The organism is Shimia ponticola, from assembly GCF_007995215.1.
GTDB lineage: Bacteria > Pseudomonadota > Alphaproteobacteria > Rhodobacterales > Rhodobacteraceae > Shimia_B > Shimia_B ponticola.
In genome coordinates this window covers 149,942-169,620 of record NZ_VCDK01000001.1, presented here as the reverse complement: position 1 = coordinate 169,620, position 19,679 = coordinate 149,942, and the positions used below count along the sequence as shown (strand labels likewise).

Below are 19,679 nucleotides of genomic sequence, written 5' to 3'. Positions count from 1 at the left end.
AAACGCAACATATGAGCACAATACACGACAAACGTGATCGCGCTGCGCTTTTTCGCGAACGCCTCACAACGGCGATGGCACGCGTCAGGTCAAATCAATCCGCTTTGGCTCGGGCAATTGGTGTCGACCGTTCTACAATTTCCCAGCTCTTGGCCGCCGATAGCGCACGGCTGCCAAATGCACAGGTTGTCGCGGAATGCGCCTCCCACCTTGGCGTCAGCGCCGATTGGCTTCTGGGCCTGTCCGAACGTCCCGAACAGGTGGGCGAATTGATCGCCGCCTCCATGTTGGTCACAGAAGCCCCGCGCGCATTGGTCGACGAGCAAATCTTTGCATGGCACCAAGAGGCGCAAGGCTACAAAATCCGCCACGTCCCCGCAGGCCTGCCGGACATGCTCAAAACCCATGACACCCTGCGCTGGGAATACGAGCCGTCGCTCGGACGCACAATTGACCAAGCCATCGGTGCCAGCGACGACCGCCTACGTTGGATGCGCGGTGCACGCTCTGACTATGAAATCGCCTTGCCCACCCATGACCTTGCCGCCTTTGCTGCTGGGACAGGCTACTATAACGGGCTTCCGCGCGAGACGCGGCTCACTCAGCTGGAATGGCTGATCGAGGTCACCGAGCAGCTCTATCCGTCTTTGCGCCTCTATCTGTTCGACGCCCACAGGCTGTACTCTGCTCCCATCACGATTTTCGGCCCCTTGCTGGCCGTGATCTATCTGGGCTCAAATTATCTCGCATTCCGCGATGCCGACCGCGTCGATGTCGTCACACGCCATTTCGACCGTCTGGTACGCGAAGCCACCGTCGGCTCGCGCGACATGACCAACCACCTCAAGCAGCTGCTTACCACCGTCTGATCTTCATCTTTCCAGACTACCTTCGGGGGTGTAGGGGCGGGCCCCCACATAGGTCTGGGCCATTGCCCGCTAAACCTTCGGATCCGGGTTTTCGGTATGTCCATCAACGGCGATCACCTGCCCCGACACCAACCGCGCCGCATCAGATGCCAAAAATACAGCCATGTTGGCCACGTCCCTTGCCGTCACAAGCGACCGCATCGAAGTGCCACTAGCATACCCGTTGTAGATCTCATCGCGCGTCAGACCTTTGGCCGCTGCTTCGCGCTGCATCACACCCTCCATCCGCGGACCTTCGACGGCCCCCGGGCAAATGGCGTTCGTGCGAATGCCATACGGCCCGAGTTCCATCGCAGCCGTTTTCATCAAGCCAATGACCGCCCATTTGGCCGCAGAATACGGCGCACGAAAGGGGTACCCGTGCTGCCCAGCTGTCGACGACGTGTAAACGATGGCGCCACGGCCTGCGGCCTTCATCAGCGGCGCAGCGTGTTTCGTTACCAGAAACGCCCCCTCAAGGTTCACGGAAACGCAGCGTTGCCAGTCCTGCAAACCTACATCCTCCAATGCCGCCGTGGGTCCCGCAATACCGGCATTGGCGCACAGAACATCGATTGCGCCGATCTCCGACATAATCGCGCGCACGGCCACCTCATCGGCTGCATCGGCGGCACAGGTCGTCCAGGTATCCGGACAGGCCGCCAGCGCCGCCTCGTCGACATCCGTCACCCAGACGTCAAATCCTTCGGCCTCGAAAACCAGCCCCATGGCGTGCCCGATCCCGGAGCCGCCACCGGTGATCAAAACCCGCTTCACCGCACACCCACAGCAGCGCCAGCGCCCTCTGGCGCAGGCAGCATCGCATGGGCATCAGCAATCAAGGCGAGCGTATCTGCGATGTGCGCAGCAGGTGCCGAGGCCCGGCGGGTCTCAAGGCTGACATGGATCATCATATGCTCGCCCGTCGCGGCAAGCCGATCCCCAACCCGCATTTCATGCCAGAGGTGCATCTTCTTGCCCGCACCGGCCAAAAGCTGTGTGGTGATGGTGATCGTTTCACCAATATTCACCTCATCCAGATGCCGGATATGGGTTTCGGCGGTGAAATAGCTCCCGCCTGAGGCGATGTAATCCGCGTCACAGCCGACCAGTTCCATGAACCGATCCGTCGCGTCGCCAAAAGCCTGCAAATACCGAGCCTCGTTCATGTGGCCGTTGTAATCGGTCCAATCGAGTGGGACAGCGCGTGTCACCGTCGGGATCGGCGCGCTCACATCGGCCTCTGCTGCCGCACGCGGCAAGGTTTCCATCGCTTGGTCTTGCGCCTTTATCAGCGCCCCCGCACCCCAGTTTTGCGCCTTCAGTGCCCGCATCATCGCCACAAGGTTATTGTCGCGTGCGCGCTCCAGCTCTCGGATGGAATAGGCACCTGACTGCGCATCGGACTGGCCTGCAATCAGGTCCACCAATTCGTCGGTGAATTCCGGCACATCCATGAGCTTCGTCCATGGCCATTTCAGCGCCGGGCCAAATTGGGCCATGAAATGCTTCATGCCCGCTTCGCCACCCGCCACGCGATAGGTTTCAAACAACCCCATCTGCGCCCATCGAATGCCAAAGCCATAGCGGATTGCGTTGTCGATCTCTTCTGTCGTCGCGATCCCGTCTTTCACCAGCCATAGCGCCTCACGCCAGACAGCCTCAAGGAACCGGTCGGCGATATGCGCGTCGATCTCCTTCTTCACATGCAGCGGATACATACCGATGCCGCTCAGAATGTCTTTCGCCCGCGCGATCAAAGGGGCTGCGTTCTTATCGGTCGTCACCAACTCGACCAGCGGCAGTAAATAGACCGGATTGAACGGATGGGTGACTACGATCTGGCCCGCATGCGCTGCACCTGCCTGCAGCTCCGAGGGTTTGAACCCGCTCGTGGACGATCCAATAATCGCCGAGGCATCGGCCGTGTCCTGCAGCGTCTGATAGACGCGTTGCTTGACCTCAAGCCGTTCAGGCACGCTCTCCTGTATCCAACTCGCGCCAGACACCGCTTCGGCAATCGTTTTGTGAAAACTCAACTGGCCTTCGGGCGGCAAAGCCACCTCATAAAGCCCCGGCAGAGACCGGCGTGCATTATCCAGCACTTCACCGATCTTGCGCTCGGCATCAGGATCAGGATCAAAGACCTGAACATCCCAGCCGTTCAGCAAAAATCGCGCGGCCCAGCCGCCACCAATCACACCACCGCCAATGATCGCCGCCGTCGCCATCGGCCCCTCCTTCATCTTTCCCAAATAACCTCCGGGGGAGTCCGAAGGACGGGGGCAGAGCCCCCAAACGGGGTGGGTGGGCGGGCCCACCCTGCCCCGCAACTCAAACCGGCGCGCGCTTTACTAGACCCAGTTTCTCACGCACTGCGTCAGGCCCGATCACATTCGCACCAAGACGTTCGATGATTTCGACCGAGCGCGCCACAAGGCTTTCGTTCGTGGCCAGCACACCTTTGTCCAACATCAGGTTGTCTTCCAGACCGACGCGCACATTGCCGCCCGCCAGCACCGACGCTGCCACATAGGGCATCTGGTTGCGGCCCAGCGAGAATGCCGAAAACGTCCAATCATCCGGCACATTGTTCACCATCGCCATGAAGGTATTCAGGTCATCCGGCGCGCCCCACGGCACCCCCATGCACAACTGCACCAAGGCGGGACTGTCCAAAATTCCGTCTTTCACCAGTTGCTTGGCATACCACAGATGGCCTGTATCGAAGGCTTCAATCTCGGGTTTCACGCCCAGATCGGTCATCATCCGTCCCATAGCTTGCAACATGCCCGGCGTGTTGGTCATGACGTAATCGGCCTCGGCAAAGTTCATGGTGCCGCAATCCAGCGTGCAAATCTCGGGCAGGCATTCGGCCACATGCGCCACCCGTTCCTCAGCGCTGATCATGTCTGTGCCTGCCGCGACAGGCAAAGGCGCGTCCACGCCGCCAAAAACGATGTCGCCGCCCATCCCGGCCGTCAGGTTCAGCACGACGTCCACCTCGGCATCCCGAATGCGGTCCGTCACTTCGCGGTAAAGCTTAAGATCCCGCGACGGCACACCTGTCTCTGGGTCACGCACATGGCAATGCACCACCGCTGCACCCGCCTTGGCCGCGGCAATCGCGCTGTCGGCGATCTCTTTCGGGGACCGAGGCACATGCGGACTGCGGTCCTGCGTGCTGCCGGACCCGGTCACGGCGCAGGTAATAAAGACCTCTCGATTCATCGCTAACGGCATTGCACGCCCTCCCTTTCGCGTCGCACTATGCTTCGGCGAGGGCGCAAGATCGTGCAGCCCCCGCCACGATCATGCTGATCAGTACGGCATCGGATGGGTCTGATGGGCCGCATCAAGATCGGCAACAACCTCATCACTCAGCGTCACATCCAGCCCCGACAGAATACGATCCAGTTGCTCCGTCGTGCTGGCCCCAAAGATGTTTGAACACATGAAAGGTCGCGTATCGCACCAAGCCAGCGCCATATGAACGGGATCAAGCCCATGCTTTTCCGCCACATCCAGATAGGCTTGCACCGCTTCAAATGCGCGCTCGGTTTTGCGCCCACCAAGGGACCCGTTGATGTCCATACGTGACCCGGCAGGCACTGCACCGTTTTGGTATTTGCCCGTCAGATACCCAGCGGCCAATGGCGAAAACGCAAGCAAACCGACATCCTCAGCCACGGACATCTCGGCCATATCCGTGTCGTAGAGACGGCACATCAGCGAATACTCATTTTGCACAGAGGCCACCCGCGGAAGGTCATGCTGTTCGGACAGTCGCAGCCACTGGGCTGTTCCCCATGCACTCTCATTCGACAGACCAAATGCACGGATTGTCCCGCGATCCACCTCCGCCTGCAGCGCCTCAAGGCAGTCCAGCATGTCTGCGCGGACGTCCTCGGCGCGCATGCCAGACGGGTCATAGGTCCAGTTCTTGCGGAACATGTAAGATCCGCGATTGGGCCAATGGAACTGGTAGAGGTCGATGTAATCGGTTTGCAGACGCTTCAGGCTGCTTTCTACGGTTTCGCGGATTGTCTTTGAACTGATCGGCGCGCCGTCGCGGACAAATCCCTGCCCTTCGCCGGAATGCTTGGTGGCAAGAATGTAGTCTTTGCGCCGCCCTGTCTTGGCGTTCCAGTTGCCAAGGATCGTTTCGGTCAACCCAACCGTTTCGGCGCTGATCGGATTGACGGGATACATCTCTGCCGTGTCGACAAAGTTGATCCCTGCATCCAGCGCCCGGTCCATCTGAGCGTGACCGCCCGCCTCATCGGTCTGCGTGCCGAAGGTCATCGTGCCGAGGCAGTAAGAACTGACCATCATGTCGGTGCGGCCAAGCTGGTTCATTTTCATCGAAGGCATCCTTTCAAACTTGGCCCCGACCCTAACCTCGCAGCAGGCGGGAACAAGGCCAGACTTGCACCCACCCTTGCCACAAGAACATAACAGGAACATACTACACGCCATGGCCCAGACTGCTGCACATCTTCTGACCCGTCGCCCGGACACCGAACGCCCCGTCGTACCGGTGATGGGCGAACTCGCCCTGCAACCTGGGCGCGTGCATGAACTGTGCGGTGCCGACCGTCGGACGTTGGCCATGATGGTCGCGCAGAAAACCGATGGGGCGATCTTCTGGATACTGCCCGGCTGGCAACCTGATCATATCAGCGGTCAGGGCGCGGCACGCTTTATCAATCCGGGGCGCGTGACATTCATCCGCGCGGGCAACGCCACCGACCTTCTCTGGACCATGGAAGAGGTCTTGCGCTCTGGCGTGGTCCCGCTTGTCGTGGCTGACCTGCCTGCCCCGCCCGCGCTGACGCCCATCCGGCGGCTGCACCTGTCTGCGGAACGCGGTGCTGAACGTGGCATCGCGCCATTGGGGTTAATCCTGACACCGGGCGATGGCGGCTCATCAGGGGTCGAAACCCGCTGGCGGCTGGATCCAGCTTTGCCTGACGCGATGACAGGTGCCCAAAAACATCGCTGGCGGCTCAGCCGTCTGCGCGCCCGCACCCTGCCGCCCAAATCATGGGGGTTGCGCGCGACACAAGCCGGCTTTTGCCTGATCGACCTGCCTGAAAGCGGCGCTGACACCCCTGCATCCGACACCGCAACTCAGCCACCGCTTCCTGCAACCCACTAGTCCCACACGGAAAATCGTGTTACCCCGTTTACGGGGTATATGTGGGGTAAGAGTGTGACGGTGCGTGACCCGCCCGTCCGGTTACAAGCAAAATGACGGGATCGGTGGGGGATGACGCGCTGCAAAGGCAGTTGCTCGAACTGGTGTTTGCCAATGGGCTGACACCTCAGCAAGCCTGTGATCAGGCCTTTCCGGACCACCCGAACCGCAAAGCGCTTGATGTCGTTTTTCTGATCACCTTGATCGCCACAGACCTGAAGTCGTCTTTCCGCGCAGAAAGCCACTGGACCTACACAGACTGGCTCGAAGCGGCCACATCATTGGCCTGTGACGTCTATGCCGCCAGCCGCCTAAATGCCCCTGACCCCAGCCTCGGTGACATTGCAACGCTTTGGTCTGACACGCCCTCACAATCCCGCGCGCCAGACGAGGAAGACTGAACCAAACGGCATCTTCGCGCTACCTACCGTCATATCAGTCTAAGCCAGACGGAGATTGCCATGCACGCCCTGCTTGTCCTTGCCCTGTTCCTGTGTGCGCCATTTGCGGCCTTCGCACAGGTTGTGCCCTACACGCTTGACCGCGACCGTTCGACCGTCGTGTTCACGTTTGACATGGCGGGGACCCCGACGCAGGGCGCAATGCCCATCAGCGCGGCCGATATCCGCCTGAACCTCGGTTCCATCGAAGACTCCAGCGCCAATGTCACGATGAATGCCGCGGCTGCGCGCACCGGTCAGAGCTTTGCGGACGAAGCGATGCATGGTGCGGGCGTCCTGAGCACCAAAGAATTCCCAACAATGCGCTTTCGTACGACCGGCTTTGAAGGGGACTTCAATGGCGGCATGGTCACCGGCCTTCTGACCTTGCGCGGCATCACCCAGCCGGTCGTCATGCAGGCCAATATCTATCGCCAGCGCGGCAGCGCCGACAATGATGTTTCTCGCCTCTCGGTCCTGCTCACCGGTACGGTTGATCGCCGCGTGTTTGGGGCCGATGGCTTTCCGGCGATCGTCAGTCCGCACATCAAGTTCGAGGTTCTGGCGCGCATAGATCGCGCTGAATAAAGCGTCCGAAAGTTCCAAAATCGCCACCCCAATGTCGCCCGGGCGCATTTATCGGGGTCGAACAGGCGTAAGCCAAAGGCATGCGGATGCTGTTGTCCTTTGGTGCGCTCTTTCTGTCGATCATCCTTTTGCAGGTGTCGTCCGGAGGTGTCGGGCCACTTGATGCCGTCACCGGGCTGGGTCTTGGCTTTTCCGCAGGCGAAGTTGGCCTTTTGGGGTCTGCACACTTTGCCGGTTTCTTCATGGGGTGTTGGTGGGCGCCACGTTTGATGGGCGCTGTTGGCCACAGCCGCGCCTTCGCGGCCTTTACCGCAATGGGCGCCATCGGTCTCTTGGGACATACGCTGATCATCGACCCACTGGCATGGGGGCTCTTTCGCATCGGGTCTGGGATTTGCGTAGCGGGGTGCTACACCGTCGTCGAAGCTTGGTTGCAGGCCAAGGTCACGAACGAGACCCGTGGACGCACCATGGGCATCTATCGCTTTGTCGATCTGGGCGCGTCGCTCATGGCTCAGATGATGATCGGAGTGCTGGCCAGCGTCGAAACCTATATCGCCTACAACCTGCTGACGATCATCTGCTGCGCGTCTCTTTTGCCTCTGACGTTGACCCGAGCAAGCCCGCCGGTCACAGGGGCGGCGCTGCGGCTGCGTCCCGCGCTCGCCTTTCAACGTTCGCCTCTGGCGGTGGGTGGGGTGCTGGTCGCCGGGCTTACCGCGTCTGCCTATCGTATGGTCGGGCCGATCTATGGGGCCGAGGTTGGGCTGGCCCCGCGCGATATCGGTCTCTTTCTGGCGGCCTTCGTCGCGGGTGGCGCTCTGGCGCAGTACCCGGCAGGCTGGATGGCCGACAGGTTTGACCGTCGCGCTGTGCTGATCGGGTTTTCGGCGCTCGCGATTGGCTCGTGCTGGATCAGCACCTTTGCCACGGGCACGCAAGGTATCCTCGCTGCGTCGTTCCTGTTCGGATTCGTGACCTTTCCGATCTATTCGATCTCTGCCGCGCACGCGCATGACTTCGCGCAATCAGATGAGCGAGCTGAATTGTCGGCAGCGCTCTTGTTCTATTACGCCGTTGGCGCGATTTTCAGTCCGATCATTGTGGCCCGCCTGATCGACGCGCTTGGTCCGATGTCGTTCTTTGCCTACATCGCCATCGGCCACCTTGCCTTGATCCTTCTGACGCTGGCACGGCGGCTTGTGCGCCCAACGGTCGAGGAGCGCACGCGCTATGTTTATGCGCCACGAACCTCTTTCTTGATCGGTCGGCTGCTGAAGGACCGCCGCGACCGGAACTGAGCGCAGCGCCACGAGTATTTTTGGAAAGATGAAGGGTGGAAGGTCGCGCATCGGTGGCCTATCACACCGTGCAGACGCAACGGAGTGGAACATGGCGCGGATTCTTGTGACCTCGGCGATCCCTTATATCAACGGGATCAAGCATTTGGGCAATCTGGTCGGCTCGCAACTGCCGGCGGATCTCTTTGCGCGCTACAAACGTGGGCGCGGCGATGAGGTCCTGTTTCTGTGTGCCACTGACGAGCACGGCACGCCTGCCGAACTGGCCGCTGCGAAAGCCGGCAAACCAGTGGCCGAGTATTGTGCCGAGATGCATGCCATCCAATCCGAGATCGCTGACGGTTTTGGACTGTCATTTGATCATTTCGGTCGCTCATCCTCGGACGAGAACAAGGCGCTGACGCAACACTTTGCCGGTGTCTTGGCCGACAATGGCCTGATTGCCGAAGTCGAAGAGGAACAGGTCTATTCAAACGCCGACGGGCGCTATCTGCCGGACCGCTACATCGAAGGGACCTGCCCCAATTGTGGCTACGACAAAGCGCGCGGGGATCAGTGTGAAAACTGCACCAAGCAACTGGATCCAACCGATCTGATTGATCCGCGTTCTGCTATCTCGGGCTCGACCGATCTGGAGGTGCGCAAAACCAAGCACCTCTATCTGCGCCAGAAATCCATGCGCGACGATCTGAATACGTGGATCGACAGCAAGACGGATTGGCCAATCCTGACGACCTCGATCGCGAAGAAATGGCTGAACGATGGCGATGGTCTGCAGGACCGAGGCATCACACGCGATCTGGACTGGGGTGTGCCCGTGAAGCGCGGTGATGACGATTGGCCTGGCATGGAAGGCAAGGTATTTTACGTCTGGTTTGACGCCCCTATCGAATACATCGCGTGTTCGCAGGAATGGGTGAACGCAGGCAAAGGCGATGATTGGAAACGCTGGTGGCGCACGGACGTCGAAAACGGGGGCGCAGACGACGTCACTTATTACCAGTTCATGGGTAAGGATAATGTGCCGTTCCACACCCTGTCCTTCCCGGCCACCATCCTGGGGTCCAAGGAGCCTTGGAAGCTGGTCGATTACATCAAATCCTTCAACTACCTGAACTATGACGGTGGTCAGTTCTCGACCTCGCAAGGGCGCGGGGTCTTCATGGATCAGGCGCTGGAAATCCTGCCGGCCGACTATTGGCGCTGGTGGCTTTTGTCGAATGCGCCCGAAAGCAGCGACAGCGAATTCACGTGGGAACGGTTCCAGGACGGTGTGAACAAGGACCTCGCCGATGTGCTAGGAAACTTTGTCAGCCGAGTGACGAAGTTCTGCCGCTCCAAGTTCGGAGAAGAGGTCCCGTCAGGCGGCACTTACGGCCCGCGTGAGGAGAAGCTGATCGCGGACCTCACGGCCCGCATCCGTGCCTATGAGGCGAATATGGACGCCGTCGAAGTGAGGAAGTCCGCCGCTGACCTGCGCGCCATTTGGGTGCTGGGCAACGAATATCTACAAGAGGCCGCGCCTTGGGCCGCATTCAAGGAAGACCCTGACGCCGCCGCCGCAACGATCCGGATGGCGTTGAACTTGATCCGACTTTACGCCGTGCTGTCTGCGCCTTTCATTCCCACATCCGCCGCCAAGATGCTGAGCGCGATGAACACGCTGGACACAGAATGGCCGGGCGATGTGGGCGAGGCATTGAATGTGCTTCCTGCAGGCCATGCCTTTACCGTGCCTGATGTGCTCTTTGCCAAGATCAGCGATGACGCCCGCGCAGAGTGGGCCGAACGCTTTGCCGGTGTGCGCACTTAGGGTCTGTTGCAGGTCACGCGGCATTGATACCCTTTCCGAAACAGTCAGGGAGGTATCAATGCGCCTGTTTCCAGTTCTTGCCCTAATTCTGGCCCCCACATTCGGTCACGCCGCGCAGTGCGGAAATGACAGCAGCGGGTGGAGCGCTTGGAAAGCGGCCTTTGCAACTGAGGCTGCAGCGGCTGGTGTCGGGCCAGCCGGGCTAAGCGCCTTGGCCAACGCCTCCTACTCTACATCGACCATCGCGGCTGATCGGAACCAAAAGGGCGTAAAATACGCGCTGAACGATTTCATCCGCATCCGACTTGGGTCGCTGGATAGCTTCGCCGCGCAGGCGAAAAAGCATAAGAACCGAAACGCTGCCTTTTTCCAGAGCCTGGAAGACATCTACGGCGTTCCTTCGGGCATCCTTCTGGCAATCCACGGCATGGAAACCGGGTTTGGCCGCACCATGGGTCGGACACGGGTCGTCGATAGCATCCTGACCGTGGCGTATGATTGCCGCAGGTCCGAGTTCTTTGAACCCCATGCGATCGCGGCCCTGATCATGATCGACCGGGGCATGATGACTCCGCAAACCCTTGGCGCGGCACATGGCGAATTGGGTCACACTCAGTTCCTGCCCGGCAATGCCCTGAAATATGGCATTGACACCAATGGCGATGGGCGCGTGGACCTTTATGGTGTGGCCGACGCCTTGGGCTCCACCGCGCGGTTTCTGCGCGCGAAGGGCTGGCAACCGGGCCAGCCCTATCAGGAAGGCACAGCCAATTTCCGCGTTTTGAACGAATGGAACGCAGCAACGGTCTACCAACAGGCTATTGCGCTGAGCGCCGAGCGGATTGATCGCTAAAATGATCGCCTGTTAGGCACTCAGCCCCACCAAGGTCTGGATTTCCATATCCCCTGAACAGACTAGTTTGACCTTTGGTCGCAGAATTCTCTATTTTGTGCCAAGGGGTTGGACAATCTATTCATGCCAAAAGACTTTGTACCGTCCGCGCTTGAGCGCATGCTTGAACTGCTCGACAAGCTTTACGAGGCCTCCGAGACGACCGATCCCTATGCCGAGATGGTCGTCGCATCGGATCTGTTCTTCTTTTCCCAATCGGGACAGCGCGATCTTGCGGATGACATTCCGAGCAGTTTGGATGAGCTGGCGAGTTTTCGAAAACACATCACCCGACTGCAACGCACGCTGTTTGCCGAAGCCGACAACCCACAAACAGCCGCCGATCCCGGTGAACGGTTGGCAAACATTTGCATTCACCTCGAAACCAACCAGATCACAGGGAATTCGGCTGCAGAGGCGCTGATCGAACGCAGTCTCCCCTGTCACCTAGATGAGCTGCCTTTGGATGCCGACAGCAAGGTCGCGGTCGACCGGTTGGTCGCCAATGCCCGCAAAGGCATTTTTCAGGGGACATCGGTTCTGCCGCTGTCCTTCGAGCATCGCGAAGACATGCTGATCACCCGCTGTATGAAGCGCGACAATTATTCGATCCATGCTGATACCGATCCGCAGGTACAGCTGACGATAAGCTATGTGCATTGGACACCTGAGGTCCTGCAGTTCGCGATCAAGGAATTTGGCCTGACCGAGGCCGAACTTGAGGTGTTGCTCAAGTTGTTATCCGGGTCATCCCAGACGCAAACCGCTGAAATGCTTGGCAAATCACGCGAGACGGTCAAGGCGCAGGCAAAATCGATCCTCCGCAAATTCGGCGCAACCCAGATGGCGGATGTTCACGCGACGGCGTTGGCTTATGCCTATCTAGGACCGACAGTCACAGTCGAGCAATTATCGCCTCCGGCGATGTCTGGCCCAACGCTCTCTAGTGCGCGCATGGTCTCTGTTGGACAGGGGCGCGAGGTTCAGGTTTTTGAATATGGCGACCCTGACGGGCAACCGATCCTGTTCTGGCATGGGCTCATCGTTGGTCCGTTTTTTACGCCGCACATGATCGCCTCGTTTCGGGCGGCTGGGCTGCGCGTCATCGGCATTTCGCGCCCCGGTTTCGGGCGCAGCGCGCCGCCAACGCGCTGGCCGGATTTCAACGCCACGGTGACTGAAGACACCCAAAGGGTGCTGGACCATTTGGGCATCGACAAGGTGGCCTTCTGGGTCCACCACGCCGGGATCAGTTTTGCCTGCCGGGCAGCGGGTGCAATGCCAGGTCGTGTTTTGGGGGCTGCCATGAACGGCGCGGGTGTCCCGATCCGCAAATACATGCTGCGCAAGATGAACCGTGAGACGCGCGTTGCGGCAGCAACGGTCGTCTATGCGCCGCAACTGCTTGAGATCATGTTGCGCGCTGGCTTCCGGACATGGCGAAAAACCGGCCCGGTTGCGTTTTATCGCGAGTTCTTTGGCAAGGATGGCGTTGAGCAGCAGACTTTGACTGATCCGGAATTTGCGCGGCTCTTCGAACTGGGGATGCTCCATACATCGGCGCAGGACCCCAAGGCGATGGTTTGGGATGGCAAATCGGCCATGTCGGACTGGAGCGATGCCTACAACCACCTCCGTGACTTGCCGCAGCATTGGATGCATGGCGACGTGGACCAGATTCTCGATCACAGCTTTGTCGAGGAATTCCTTGAACAAGAGGGGCAAAATCCGCCGCTCATTGTCAAAGGTTACGGATCAGACCTGCTTTATCGGGGATTCGATCAGGTTTTTTCTGAAACCAGACAGTTTTTTGAGACCGTTAACCCCGCGGGGTGATGGCAGAATCCCAAACCTCTCCGAAAACAGAGGTCCCCTGTTCAGGTGTCTATGGATCCCGCGAACAGGGGACTGATTTGAAAATGGTTTTTCGGAGTGGAGCGTGCAAAGTTTTCCTGCGCAAACGACCGAGGTGGCGTCCTCGGAGATTAAGCAAGTCCTGATATTGGGGGCTAGGCGCCCGGATCGAGCCCGGTTGAGTGGACCGGCTCGATCCGCTTTTCCAAACGCGGACATTGCAACAGGGGACCTGTTGCAGATTGAGCCCTTGATGGTGGCTCACCGACCGGATGTCATCCTTGTGGACGTGGCCCCCGGTGATCTGGGCATGGCTCACTTGCGGCGCGTTTCCCGCAAGATCGTCACCACAAATCGCGCGCCCATGCCTGCGTTGGTTGCGGTACTGGCCGATTGTTCCGACCCGGTCATTGTCGAGGCATTTGGATACGGCGCGGCGGGTGTTGTCTGCCGCAAGGATGCAGAAACCCAGATGACAGCGGCGCTGATCCAGATTGCTTATGGGGGCGTCGCACTGTCCCCTGCGATTGCCGAACGCATTGTCACGCATTTTCGACGCACGGGGCCGCTTCTCAGCAGTGGCACTGATCTTACGGCGCGCGAGACAGATGTGCTGCGCCTGATAGGTCAGGGACTGCGTGTCGCCGATGCGGCCGCAGCTCTTGAATTGGCGCCATCAACCGTGGCCTGCCACATCAAATCCATCTACCGCAAACTTGGCATCAATTGCCGCGCCGAAGCAGCGTTTCAGGCCGCCCGGCTGGGCTTGCTTGGCTAAAACTCGCGCGTGAGGCTCAGCGTCGCGTATCGGTTTTCATAGTCGCTGAGTGGGATCGATGAATTATTGCGCTCGTATCCCAGCTTAAGCTGCGGTGCGAAGCCAAACACGTTGAACTGCGCATGATGCAGGCGCAGTTCAACGGTGTGCTTCTGTTCGTGGCGCTGAACCCCAAAGAGCCGCACGATCCCGTCCCGACGATCGTCCTGGCCTGAGATTGTCAGCCCCCCGACAAAGCCCCCGTCAAACGCATAGATCGCCGAAAGTGACGCGCCGTAGCGCCGGCCTGCATCAAGCGCGTCGTCGCTGTGATAGTTCGTTCGAGAAATTGACGCATCAATCCGTGCATTGCCGCCGATGGCGTGGCTATACAAAGCGGTCGCCGTCACCTCTTTCAAATCCGGGCGCAGAGGGTCATCGAACTCCGTTTGCCGTGCGGACCAGCCCAAATGAATGCGCCCCGCCGCATGCGGTCGCCAACCGTAATTCACATAGACACTTTCCGACCTGTTCAAATCGCCACTGCCATAGCTATGCCAGGCGAGCCGGGTGCCAAAAGTCAGCTTTCGCCCGCCGGTCAATTGTGGTGCCAGCCCAAGGCTAAACGTCGCGTGATCCTGATAGAGCCGCGTATGAGGGCCACGGACAGTTTCCAGATGAATGCCAAAATCACCGCGCCAGTCGGTGCCAAGTGTCGGGCGGTAAGCGCCCCCCATCTTGAGCCGGAACAGCGTCCCGCTTTCTCCTTGCGCGCTGTCATCAAGAGAAAACGCAAATCCACCCAGCAAAAACTGGTCATCCTGTGTCTGGCCGCTGGTGTTGGTCTGCGGCTCAATGCTGAAACTCAGGTATCCCGACCAATCGCTGTCGGTCTCAACCTCACGCGTCAAATGACCGACGGCTGCCTGCTGCCCCATCGTCAGGGGCGCTCCGCGCAAATACTCCAGATGAAATGCCGCCCGGTCGCGAATGCCCGCCCGATAAAGCGCTAGGGCCAATTCGAACCGGTATTCCACATGCCGTGGGTTGCGGGCGACCAAGGCCTCAAGGATCGGGATCGCAGTCCGATGATCGCCGCTGGCCATCGCCGCCAGAGCCGCATCCCACTGGGCCTCAGCCGACAACGTGGACGCTGCGGCTTGTTCCGGGGTCTGCGCCAAAATCGCTGTCGCCAGGACAGCTACACGCCCCAATCCTCCCGCCATTTTGCGCAAAAGACCCGCGCAATGGCTTGCGCGGGTCCAGAGTGTTTGGGTGCTGACCACCTTAGTTGCGATCCGCGTAGAACGTTCCGCCTGTGATGACGGCTGGGCCACTGCTTGGATCAATTGCAACAGCGGCTGCACCGCTCACGCCAGCGCCGTTGTTGCCACGGAAATTGCCCTGCAACGTCATCAACGCATCGCCAGACAGGCTGCCATTCGGGTCAGAGAGCGTACCTTCCAGACCAACCGACATGCCCGTGACGATGCCCACACCCGTGTTCGTCGCCGTGATCGCGTTCACTTGGTTTTGGGCATTCGCCGTGCTCAGTGTGCCGGTGATATCCGTCTGCTGGCCGTTCACAACACCGCTGAAATTCGTCGCGGTCGCACTGATCGGGTTGGCACCGGCGTCAAAGTTGATGTCCATGTTCAGGTCACCCTCGACGGTGTCGCTGTCTTGCACATTGGGATCAGTGCGGATGGACACCTGACCCGTGTAGCTTGCGGTACCTGAGAGCCGCGTCAAAGTGGCCTGCGTACCATTCACGCGGTTGAATTCGCGTTCATAGTTCGAGAGCGAGCCACCCCCGCCGCCGCCAGACCCACCAGCACCATTGCCTGATCCACCCGAGCCACCGCCGCCCAGACACCCCGCCAGCGCTGCGCAACACAAAACAGCCACACCGGTTTTCACAATATTCTTCATGTAATCCTCGTTTCACCAAAGCCCGACCGTGTCAGGCACACGCGGGGAACGTGCCGGTTTGAGGCGTTTTGAACGATCCCCTGATCAGGGGAAATCGACAGGTTTCTGAAGGTCGGCACCCACCACAAGACACTGTTTTTGCACGAAACTCCCCCATTCAGGGGATGTCCAAGTGCAGTCCTTGCTCGTAGCGAGGGCTATCCCTTTCTTCAGGAGTTATTCATGCACACCAAATCACTTATCGTGGCGATGGCCATCGCATCCACAACGCTGTCGGGCTGCATGGGCGGTGCCGCTGGCGTCGTTGCAAGCCAGGCTGTCACCTCGGCAGCGACCGCTGGCGTTGCGCGCAATTCCCATCTGCGCCGCTTCCGCGCCATGGATTGCGCCGCCATCAACGCCGAAATCGCAGCCTCGGCCAGGGCCATTACAAACCCACTTGTTGGTGACGGCGGCTATTCCGCGGCCGCACGGCAGGTCGCCGAAGAAAAAGGCTGCTGACAGGCGCGCGCGTCAACGGTCCACTCCACCGCGTTCCCCCGCGGCGAACGGCATCATGCAATCCCCAGAGCATGGTGTCGTTTTTGCGTGTCCGGCGACGCATTCAGGGAGGGTTGGATTACTGGATTACGCTGGTACCCGCGGCCGGACTCGAACCGGCACGGCACTAGGGCCTAGGGATTTTAAGTCCCCTATGTCTACCATTCCATCACGCGGGCCAGCGTGAGATGGGTGCTATAACTCTTGTCCCAAAGGCTCAAGCAAAAGCGCGCGTTCGCTGAGCCAAGGGTTCAGGCGGACGGCTTTTTTGAGCGGCTCCTGCGCGGCCTCTACATCGCCCAGCGCAACATGCGTCAGCGCCTTCCCCGTTAAAACACCCAGATGGCGCGGCGACAGGCTTTCAGCCTGATCGAGTAATGGCAATGCGGCGCTGTAATTGAATTGCAGATACTCGGCAAAGGCGCGCTGATTATAGCCTTCGGCATAGTTCGGGCAGTAGGCAATCAATTCATCCAAACGCAGTTCGGCGAGACGATAGTCGCCCAAGCGAAGCGCGCGCATTCCTTCGTCCAGCAATGCTTGCGCTTTGTCGTCCGGCGCGTCGGTCCACAATTCCCAAAGGGCATCCGATAGCGGGGGGACGACATCCCCCCGTTGTGCCTGCCGGATCTGGACGAATAACTCGCTCTCAGCGGCAGCGATATCCTTGTTGAGGGGGCAGGTCTCGGCCCATCCCGTCACGGGGATCGCAGCCAAGGCAGACATGAATGAAGCGAATATCGTGTGTCTCATGCGCAAAATGGTGCGCTCGCAGCCTCACAAGTCAAGTCTGGCCCTTGACGCGCCCCGACAGACAGCCCCAAGTCACGTGCATGTTTCCAATTCGCGATCATAACCCGTCCGAGCGTATTCCATTAGTCACCTACACGCTCCTCGCAGCCAATATCCTGATATTCCTGAGTTATCAGAATCTCGCCGGGAACGAGGTCGCGCTGTTCCGCTTTTATCAGGTCTGGGGACTTGTGCCTGAAAATGTCGCCGATGGCCGCAATTGGGAGACCTTCTTTTCGTCGATGTTCCTGCATGGAGGCTGGATGCATCTGGCGGGCAACATGCTGTTCTTATGGATCTTCGGTGACAATCTTGAGGATCAATTCGGGCATGTTGGTTTCTTGATCTTTTATCTGGTCTGCGGCGTGGGCGCGGCGCTTGCGCAGGTCGCCGTCGATCCCAGCTCACAAATCCCGATGGTGGGCGCCTCGGGCGCGATTGCGGGTATTATGGGCGGATACCTTTTGCTGTTTCCCAAGGCGCGGGTCGACATCCTGTTGATCCTGATCGTGTTTTTCCGCGTGTTCCCAGTGCCCGCGTGGATCATGTTAGCTCTTTGGTTCGGGTTTCAGATCGTGGCAGGCGTGGCCGATCAGGCAGCCGGCGGCGGCGTCGCCTATTGGGCGCATGCAGGCGGGTTTGTGGTCGGGTTCATCTTATGTATCCCGATCTGGACCAACCGGGGTGGAACGCGGTTCTGGCGTCGCACAGACGGCCATCCACCACATCCTGAAACGCAATATGCCTTTCAGAAATCCAATGTGCCAAAGGTCCGCCGAAAACGGTCGTAAGACGCTGTCTTAGTCGCGAATGATCTTGGAAAACGCCGGAAATACTGGATCGTTGGCGCAAATCACGTCACCGGTTTCCAGCGGATCGGTATCCGCCACCAGACCTTCGACAAAACCACCGGCCTCTTTCACGATCAGCACACCTGCGGCAATGTCCCAGATGTTCAATCCGCGCTCCCAGAAGCCGTCGTAACGACCAGCCGCCACATAGGCCAAATCAAGCGAGGCTGAGCCCCAACGGCGCACACCGGCAGTCGCAGGCAAAAGCCGCGCAAGATCTTGCAGGGTTTCGGGCAACTCGCGTCGGCCCGCAAAGGGCAGGCCTGTCGCAAACACGCAGTCAATCAGGCTGCGCCGACCGGATACACGCAGGCGGCTTTCGTTTACAAAGGCACCGAGACCCTTTTCAGCGTAGAACATCTCGTCTTTGGCCGCGTCAAAGATAACGCCCGCTACAATCTGCCCTTTATGCTCCAACGCGATGGATACCGCCCAGTGCGGCATGCCGTGCAAAAAGTTCGTGGTGCCATCCAGCGGGTCCACAATCCAGCGACGGGTCGGATCAGACCCTTCGACTCCGCCGCCTTCCTCGCCCAACCATCCATAGTTGGGCCGCGCTTCCATCAGTTGTTCTTTCAGGATTTCTTCGGCGGCAATGTCGGCCTTGCTGACGAAATCACCCGGACCTTTGGACGAAACCTGCAGGTTCTCGACCTCGCGGAAGTCCTTGACCAACGACCGCCCAGCCGCGCGGGCCGCTTTGATCATGATATTCAGATTGGCAGAACCTTGCATGGGACATTCCTGAAGCTAGACAAGCGCGCCGTCTACACAAGCCTTGCACACAGGCCAAGACCCAAGCGTGCCGACGACGCAATTTCTTGGCGGGCGCAGCGTCGCAGCTAACCCTGCCCTTTTTGCAATTTGACAGGCTCCGTCCGCGCGAGCCTCAGCAAATGTGCCATGTAGGGTTTGGTGGCCTCATCCTCACGGACTGCGGCGTATAGACGCCGCGTGACGCCATTTTCGGTCAGGGGCCGCGTCACGTAGTCGGACGAATACCGCACTTCGCGCACCACCCAATCCGGCAAAACAGCAACGCCCCGGTTGGAAGCCACAAGAAGCAGGATGACCGCCGTCAGTTCCACCTGCCGGATCGCGCGTGGTTCAACCCGGGCTGGCATCAGCAACTGAGAAAACACATCAAGCCGTGAGCGGTCCACTGGATAGGTGATCAGCAATTCGTCGCGAAAGTCTTCGGCCTCGATGAAGTCCTTGCTTGCCAACGGGTGCTGCGACGCGGCCACAAACACGGCTTCATAGTCAAAGAGCGGTGAGAATGTGATGCCGTCAATATCCTCAGGGTCCGACGACACAACAAGATCAATCTCTTCTTTTTCCAACGCCGTCATGGCGTCAAAGGCAAGACCGGGGCGAATGTCCACATCCACATCGGGCCAGGCTTTCCGAAACGCCTCTAAAACAGGAAAAAGCCATTCAAAGCAGGCATGGCATTCAATAGCGATATGCATGCGCCCTGTTTTGCCGGCATGCAGTCCGCGAAACTCTTCCTCCAATGCCGCGACTTCGGGCAGCACCTTGTCAGCCAGCCGCAAAATGCGCATCCCGGCGCTGGACAATTTCAGCGGCTTGGAACGTCTCACGAAAAGCTCGACCCCGACCTGTTCTTCCAACGCCTTGATCTGATGGCTCAGCGCCGATTGCGTGAGGTGCAGAATATCGGCCGCACGGCTCAGACCGCCTGCTTCGTGGATCGTGCGCACAGCGCGCAGATGCTTCATCTCCAAATGCATGGAAACCTCATAATGGTTGTGAGGATTATGAATTTGCTTGTTGGATATAGCGCGCCC

The 19,679-nt window shown here is 59.3% G+C and carries 20 protein-coding genes and 1 tRNA gene; 11 read left to right on the top strand and 10 right to left on the bottom strand.

The window, feature by feature from the left end; translation table 11 throughout:
• The first annotated feature begins 11 nt into the window (after positions 1-11).
• Positions 12-869, top strand: coding sequence for a helix-turn-helix domain-containing protein (locus FE702_RS00825; protein ID WP_147124321.1), 858 nt, complete (start codon positions 12-14; stop codon positions 867-869).
• 69 nt (positions 870-938) lie between these two features.
• On the opposite strand, the gene FE702_RS00820 is transcribed toward FE702_RS00825, so the two are convergent.
• From FE702_RS00820 to FE702_RS00805, 4 genes are all read right to left on the bottom strand, one after another.
• Positions 939-1,685, bottom strand: coding sequence for an SDR family oxidoreductase (locus FE702_RS00820; RefSeq protein ID WP_147124320.1), 747 nt, complete (start codon positions 1,683-1,685; stop codon positions 939-941).
• Positions 1,682-3,139: a carnitine 3-dehydrogenase gene (locus tag FE702_RS00815; RefSeq protein ID WP_147124319.1), complete on the bottom strand. Its 1,458-nt coding sequence runs from the start codon at positions 3,137-3,139 to the stop codon at positions 1,682-1,684. Before FE702_RS00815 ends, FE702_RS00820 begins: the two co-directional genes overlap by 4 nt.
• Positions 3,140-3,242: 103 nt before the next feature.
• Complete coding sequence (gene bcoG / locus FE702_RS00810) at positions 3,243-4,151, bottom strand: 3-dehydrocarnitine:acetyl-CoA trimethylamine transferase BcoG (RefSeq protein WP_147124318.1); 909 nt, start codon at positions 4,149-4,151, stop codon at positions 3,243-3,245.
• Positions 4,152-4,229: 78 nt separating this feature from the next.
• Positions 4,230-5,273 (bottom strand): aldo/keto reductase, encoded by a 1,044-nt coding sequence (locus tag FE702_RS00805; RefSeq protein ID WP_147124317.1) that lies wholly within the window; start codon positions 5,271-5,273, stop codon positions 4,230-4,232.
• A gap of 112 nt (positions 5,274-5,385) precedes the next feature.
• On the opposite strand from FE702_RS00805, the gene FE702_RS00800 reads away from it, so the two are divergent.
• The 8 genes from FE702_RS00800 (at position 5,386) to FE702_RS00765 (ending at position 13,774) form a co-directional block, all read left to right on the top strand.
• A complete protein-coding gene (locus FE702_RS00800; protein ID WP_186826945.1) occupies positions 5,386-6,069 on the top strand; it encodes an ImuA family protein in 684 nt (227 codons plus the stop codon).
• Between the two features lie 92 nt (positions 6,070-6,161).
• Entirely contained in the window at positions 6,162-6,509 is a 348-nt protein-coding gene (locus FE702_RS00795) for a hypothetical protein (RefSeq protein ID WP_147124316.1), read from the top strand.
• A gap of 60 nt (positions 6,510-6,569) precedes the next feature.
• Positions 6,570-7,136, top strand: a complete 567-nt coding sequence (locus FE702_RS00790; RefSeq protein ID WP_147124315.1) for a YceI family protein — start codon at positions 6,570-6,572, stop codon at positions 7,134-7,136.
• An 80-nt stretch (positions 7,137-7,216) separates the two neighbouring features.
• Positions 7,217-8,437: an MFS transporter gene (locus FE702_RS00785; protein WP_147124314.1), complete on the top strand. Its 1,221-nt coding sequence runs from the start codon at positions 7,217-7,219 to the stop codon at positions 8,435-8,437.
• A gap of 91 nt (positions 8,438-8,528) precedes the next feature.
• Positions 8,529-10,250, top strand: coding sequence for a methionine--tRNA ligase (gene metG, locus FE702_RS00780; RefSeq protein WP_147124313.1), 1,722 nt, complete (start codon positions 8,529-8,531; stop codon positions 10,248-10,250).
• A gap of 58 nt (positions 10,251-10,308) precedes the next feature.
• Entirely contained in the window at positions 10,309-11,103 is a 795-nt protein-coding gene (locus FE702_RS00775) for a lytic murein transglycosylase (protein ID WP_147124312.1), read from the top strand.
• A 123-nt stretch (positions 11,104-11,226) separates the two neighbouring features.
• Positions 11,227-12,978, top strand: a complete 1,752-nt coding sequence (locus FE702_RS00770) for a bifunctional helix-turn-helix transcriptional regulator/alpha/beta hydrolase (protein WP_147124311.1) — start codon at positions 11,227-11,229, stop codon at positions 12,976-12,978.
• 271 nt (positions 12,979-13,249) lie between these two features.
• The gene (locus FE702_RS00765; RefSeq protein WP_147124310.1) at positions 13,250-13,774 is read left to right on the top strand and encodes a LuxR C-terminal-related transcriptional regulator; all 525 of its coding nucleotides are present in this window, start codon (positions 13,250-13,252) and stop codon (positions 13,772-13,774) included.
• On the opposite strand, the gene FE702_RS00760 is transcribed toward FE702_RS00765, so the two are convergent.
• Positions 13,771-14,979, bottom strand: a complete 1,209-nt coding sequence (locus tag FE702_RS00760; RefSeq protein ID WP_147124309.1) for a surface lipoprotein assembly modifier — start codon at positions 14,977-14,979, stop codon at positions 13,771-13,773. The two genes, FE702_RS00765 and FE702_RS00760, sit on opposite strands and share 4 nt — an antisense overlap.
• 61 nt (positions 14,980-15,040) lie before the next feature.
• Positions 15,041-15,685: a hypothetical protein gene (locus tag FE702_RS00755; protein ID WP_147124308.1), complete on the bottom strand. Its 645-nt coding sequence runs from the start codon at positions 15,683-15,685 to the stop codon at positions 15,041-15,043.
• 222 nt (positions 15,686-15,907) lie between these two features.
• Between FE702_RS00755 and FE702_RS00750 the strand changes: the two genes are divergently transcribed.
• On the top strand, positions 15,908-16,186 hold the full coding sequence (locus tag FE702_RS00750) for a hypothetical protein (RefSeq protein WP_147124307.1): 279 nt from the start codon (positions 15,908-15,910) through the stop codon (positions 16,184-16,186).
• A 132-nt stretch (positions 16,187-16,318) separates the two neighbouring features.
• On the opposite strand, the gene FE702_RS00745 is transcribed toward FE702_RS00750, so the two are convergent.
• Positions 16,319-16,404 (bottom strand) — tRNA-Leu (locus tag FE702_RS00745).
• A gap of 16 nt (positions 16,405-16,420) precedes the next feature.
• The gene (locus FE702_RS00740; RefSeq protein ID WP_147124306.1) at positions 16,421-16,978 is read right to left on the bottom strand and encodes a tetratricopeptide repeat protein; all 558 of its coding nucleotides are present in this window, start codon (positions 16,976-16,978) and stop codon (positions 16,421-16,423) included.
• An 80-nt stretch (positions 16,979-17,058) separates the two neighbouring features.
• Here FE702_RS00740 and FE702_RS00735 point away from each other — a divergent pair, with 80 nt between their 5' ends.
• Entirely contained in the window at positions 17,059-17,808 is a 750-nt protein-coding gene (locus FE702_RS00735) for a rhomboid family intramembrane serine protease (protein ID WP_147124305.1), read from the top strand.
• Between the two features lie 9 nt (positions 17,809-17,817).
• Here the strand turns inward: FE702_RS00735 and FE702_RS00730 are convergent, their stop codons facing one another.
• Both FE702_RS00730 and FE702_RS00725 read right to left on the bottom strand, forming a co-directional pair.
• Positions 17,818-18,603, bottom strand: a complete 786-nt coding sequence (locus FE702_RS00730; protein ID WP_147124304.1) for an inositol monophosphatase family protein — start codon at positions 18,601-18,603, stop codon at positions 17,818-17,820.
• A gap of 107 nt (positions 18,604-18,710) precedes the next feature.
• Positions 18,711-19,622 (bottom strand): LysR family transcriptional regulator, encoded by a 912-nt coding sequence (locus tag FE702_RS00725; protein ID WP_147124303.1) that lies wholly within the window; start codon positions 19,620-19,622, stop codon positions 18,711-18,713.
• Positions 19,623-19,679: the final 57 nt, after the last annotated feature.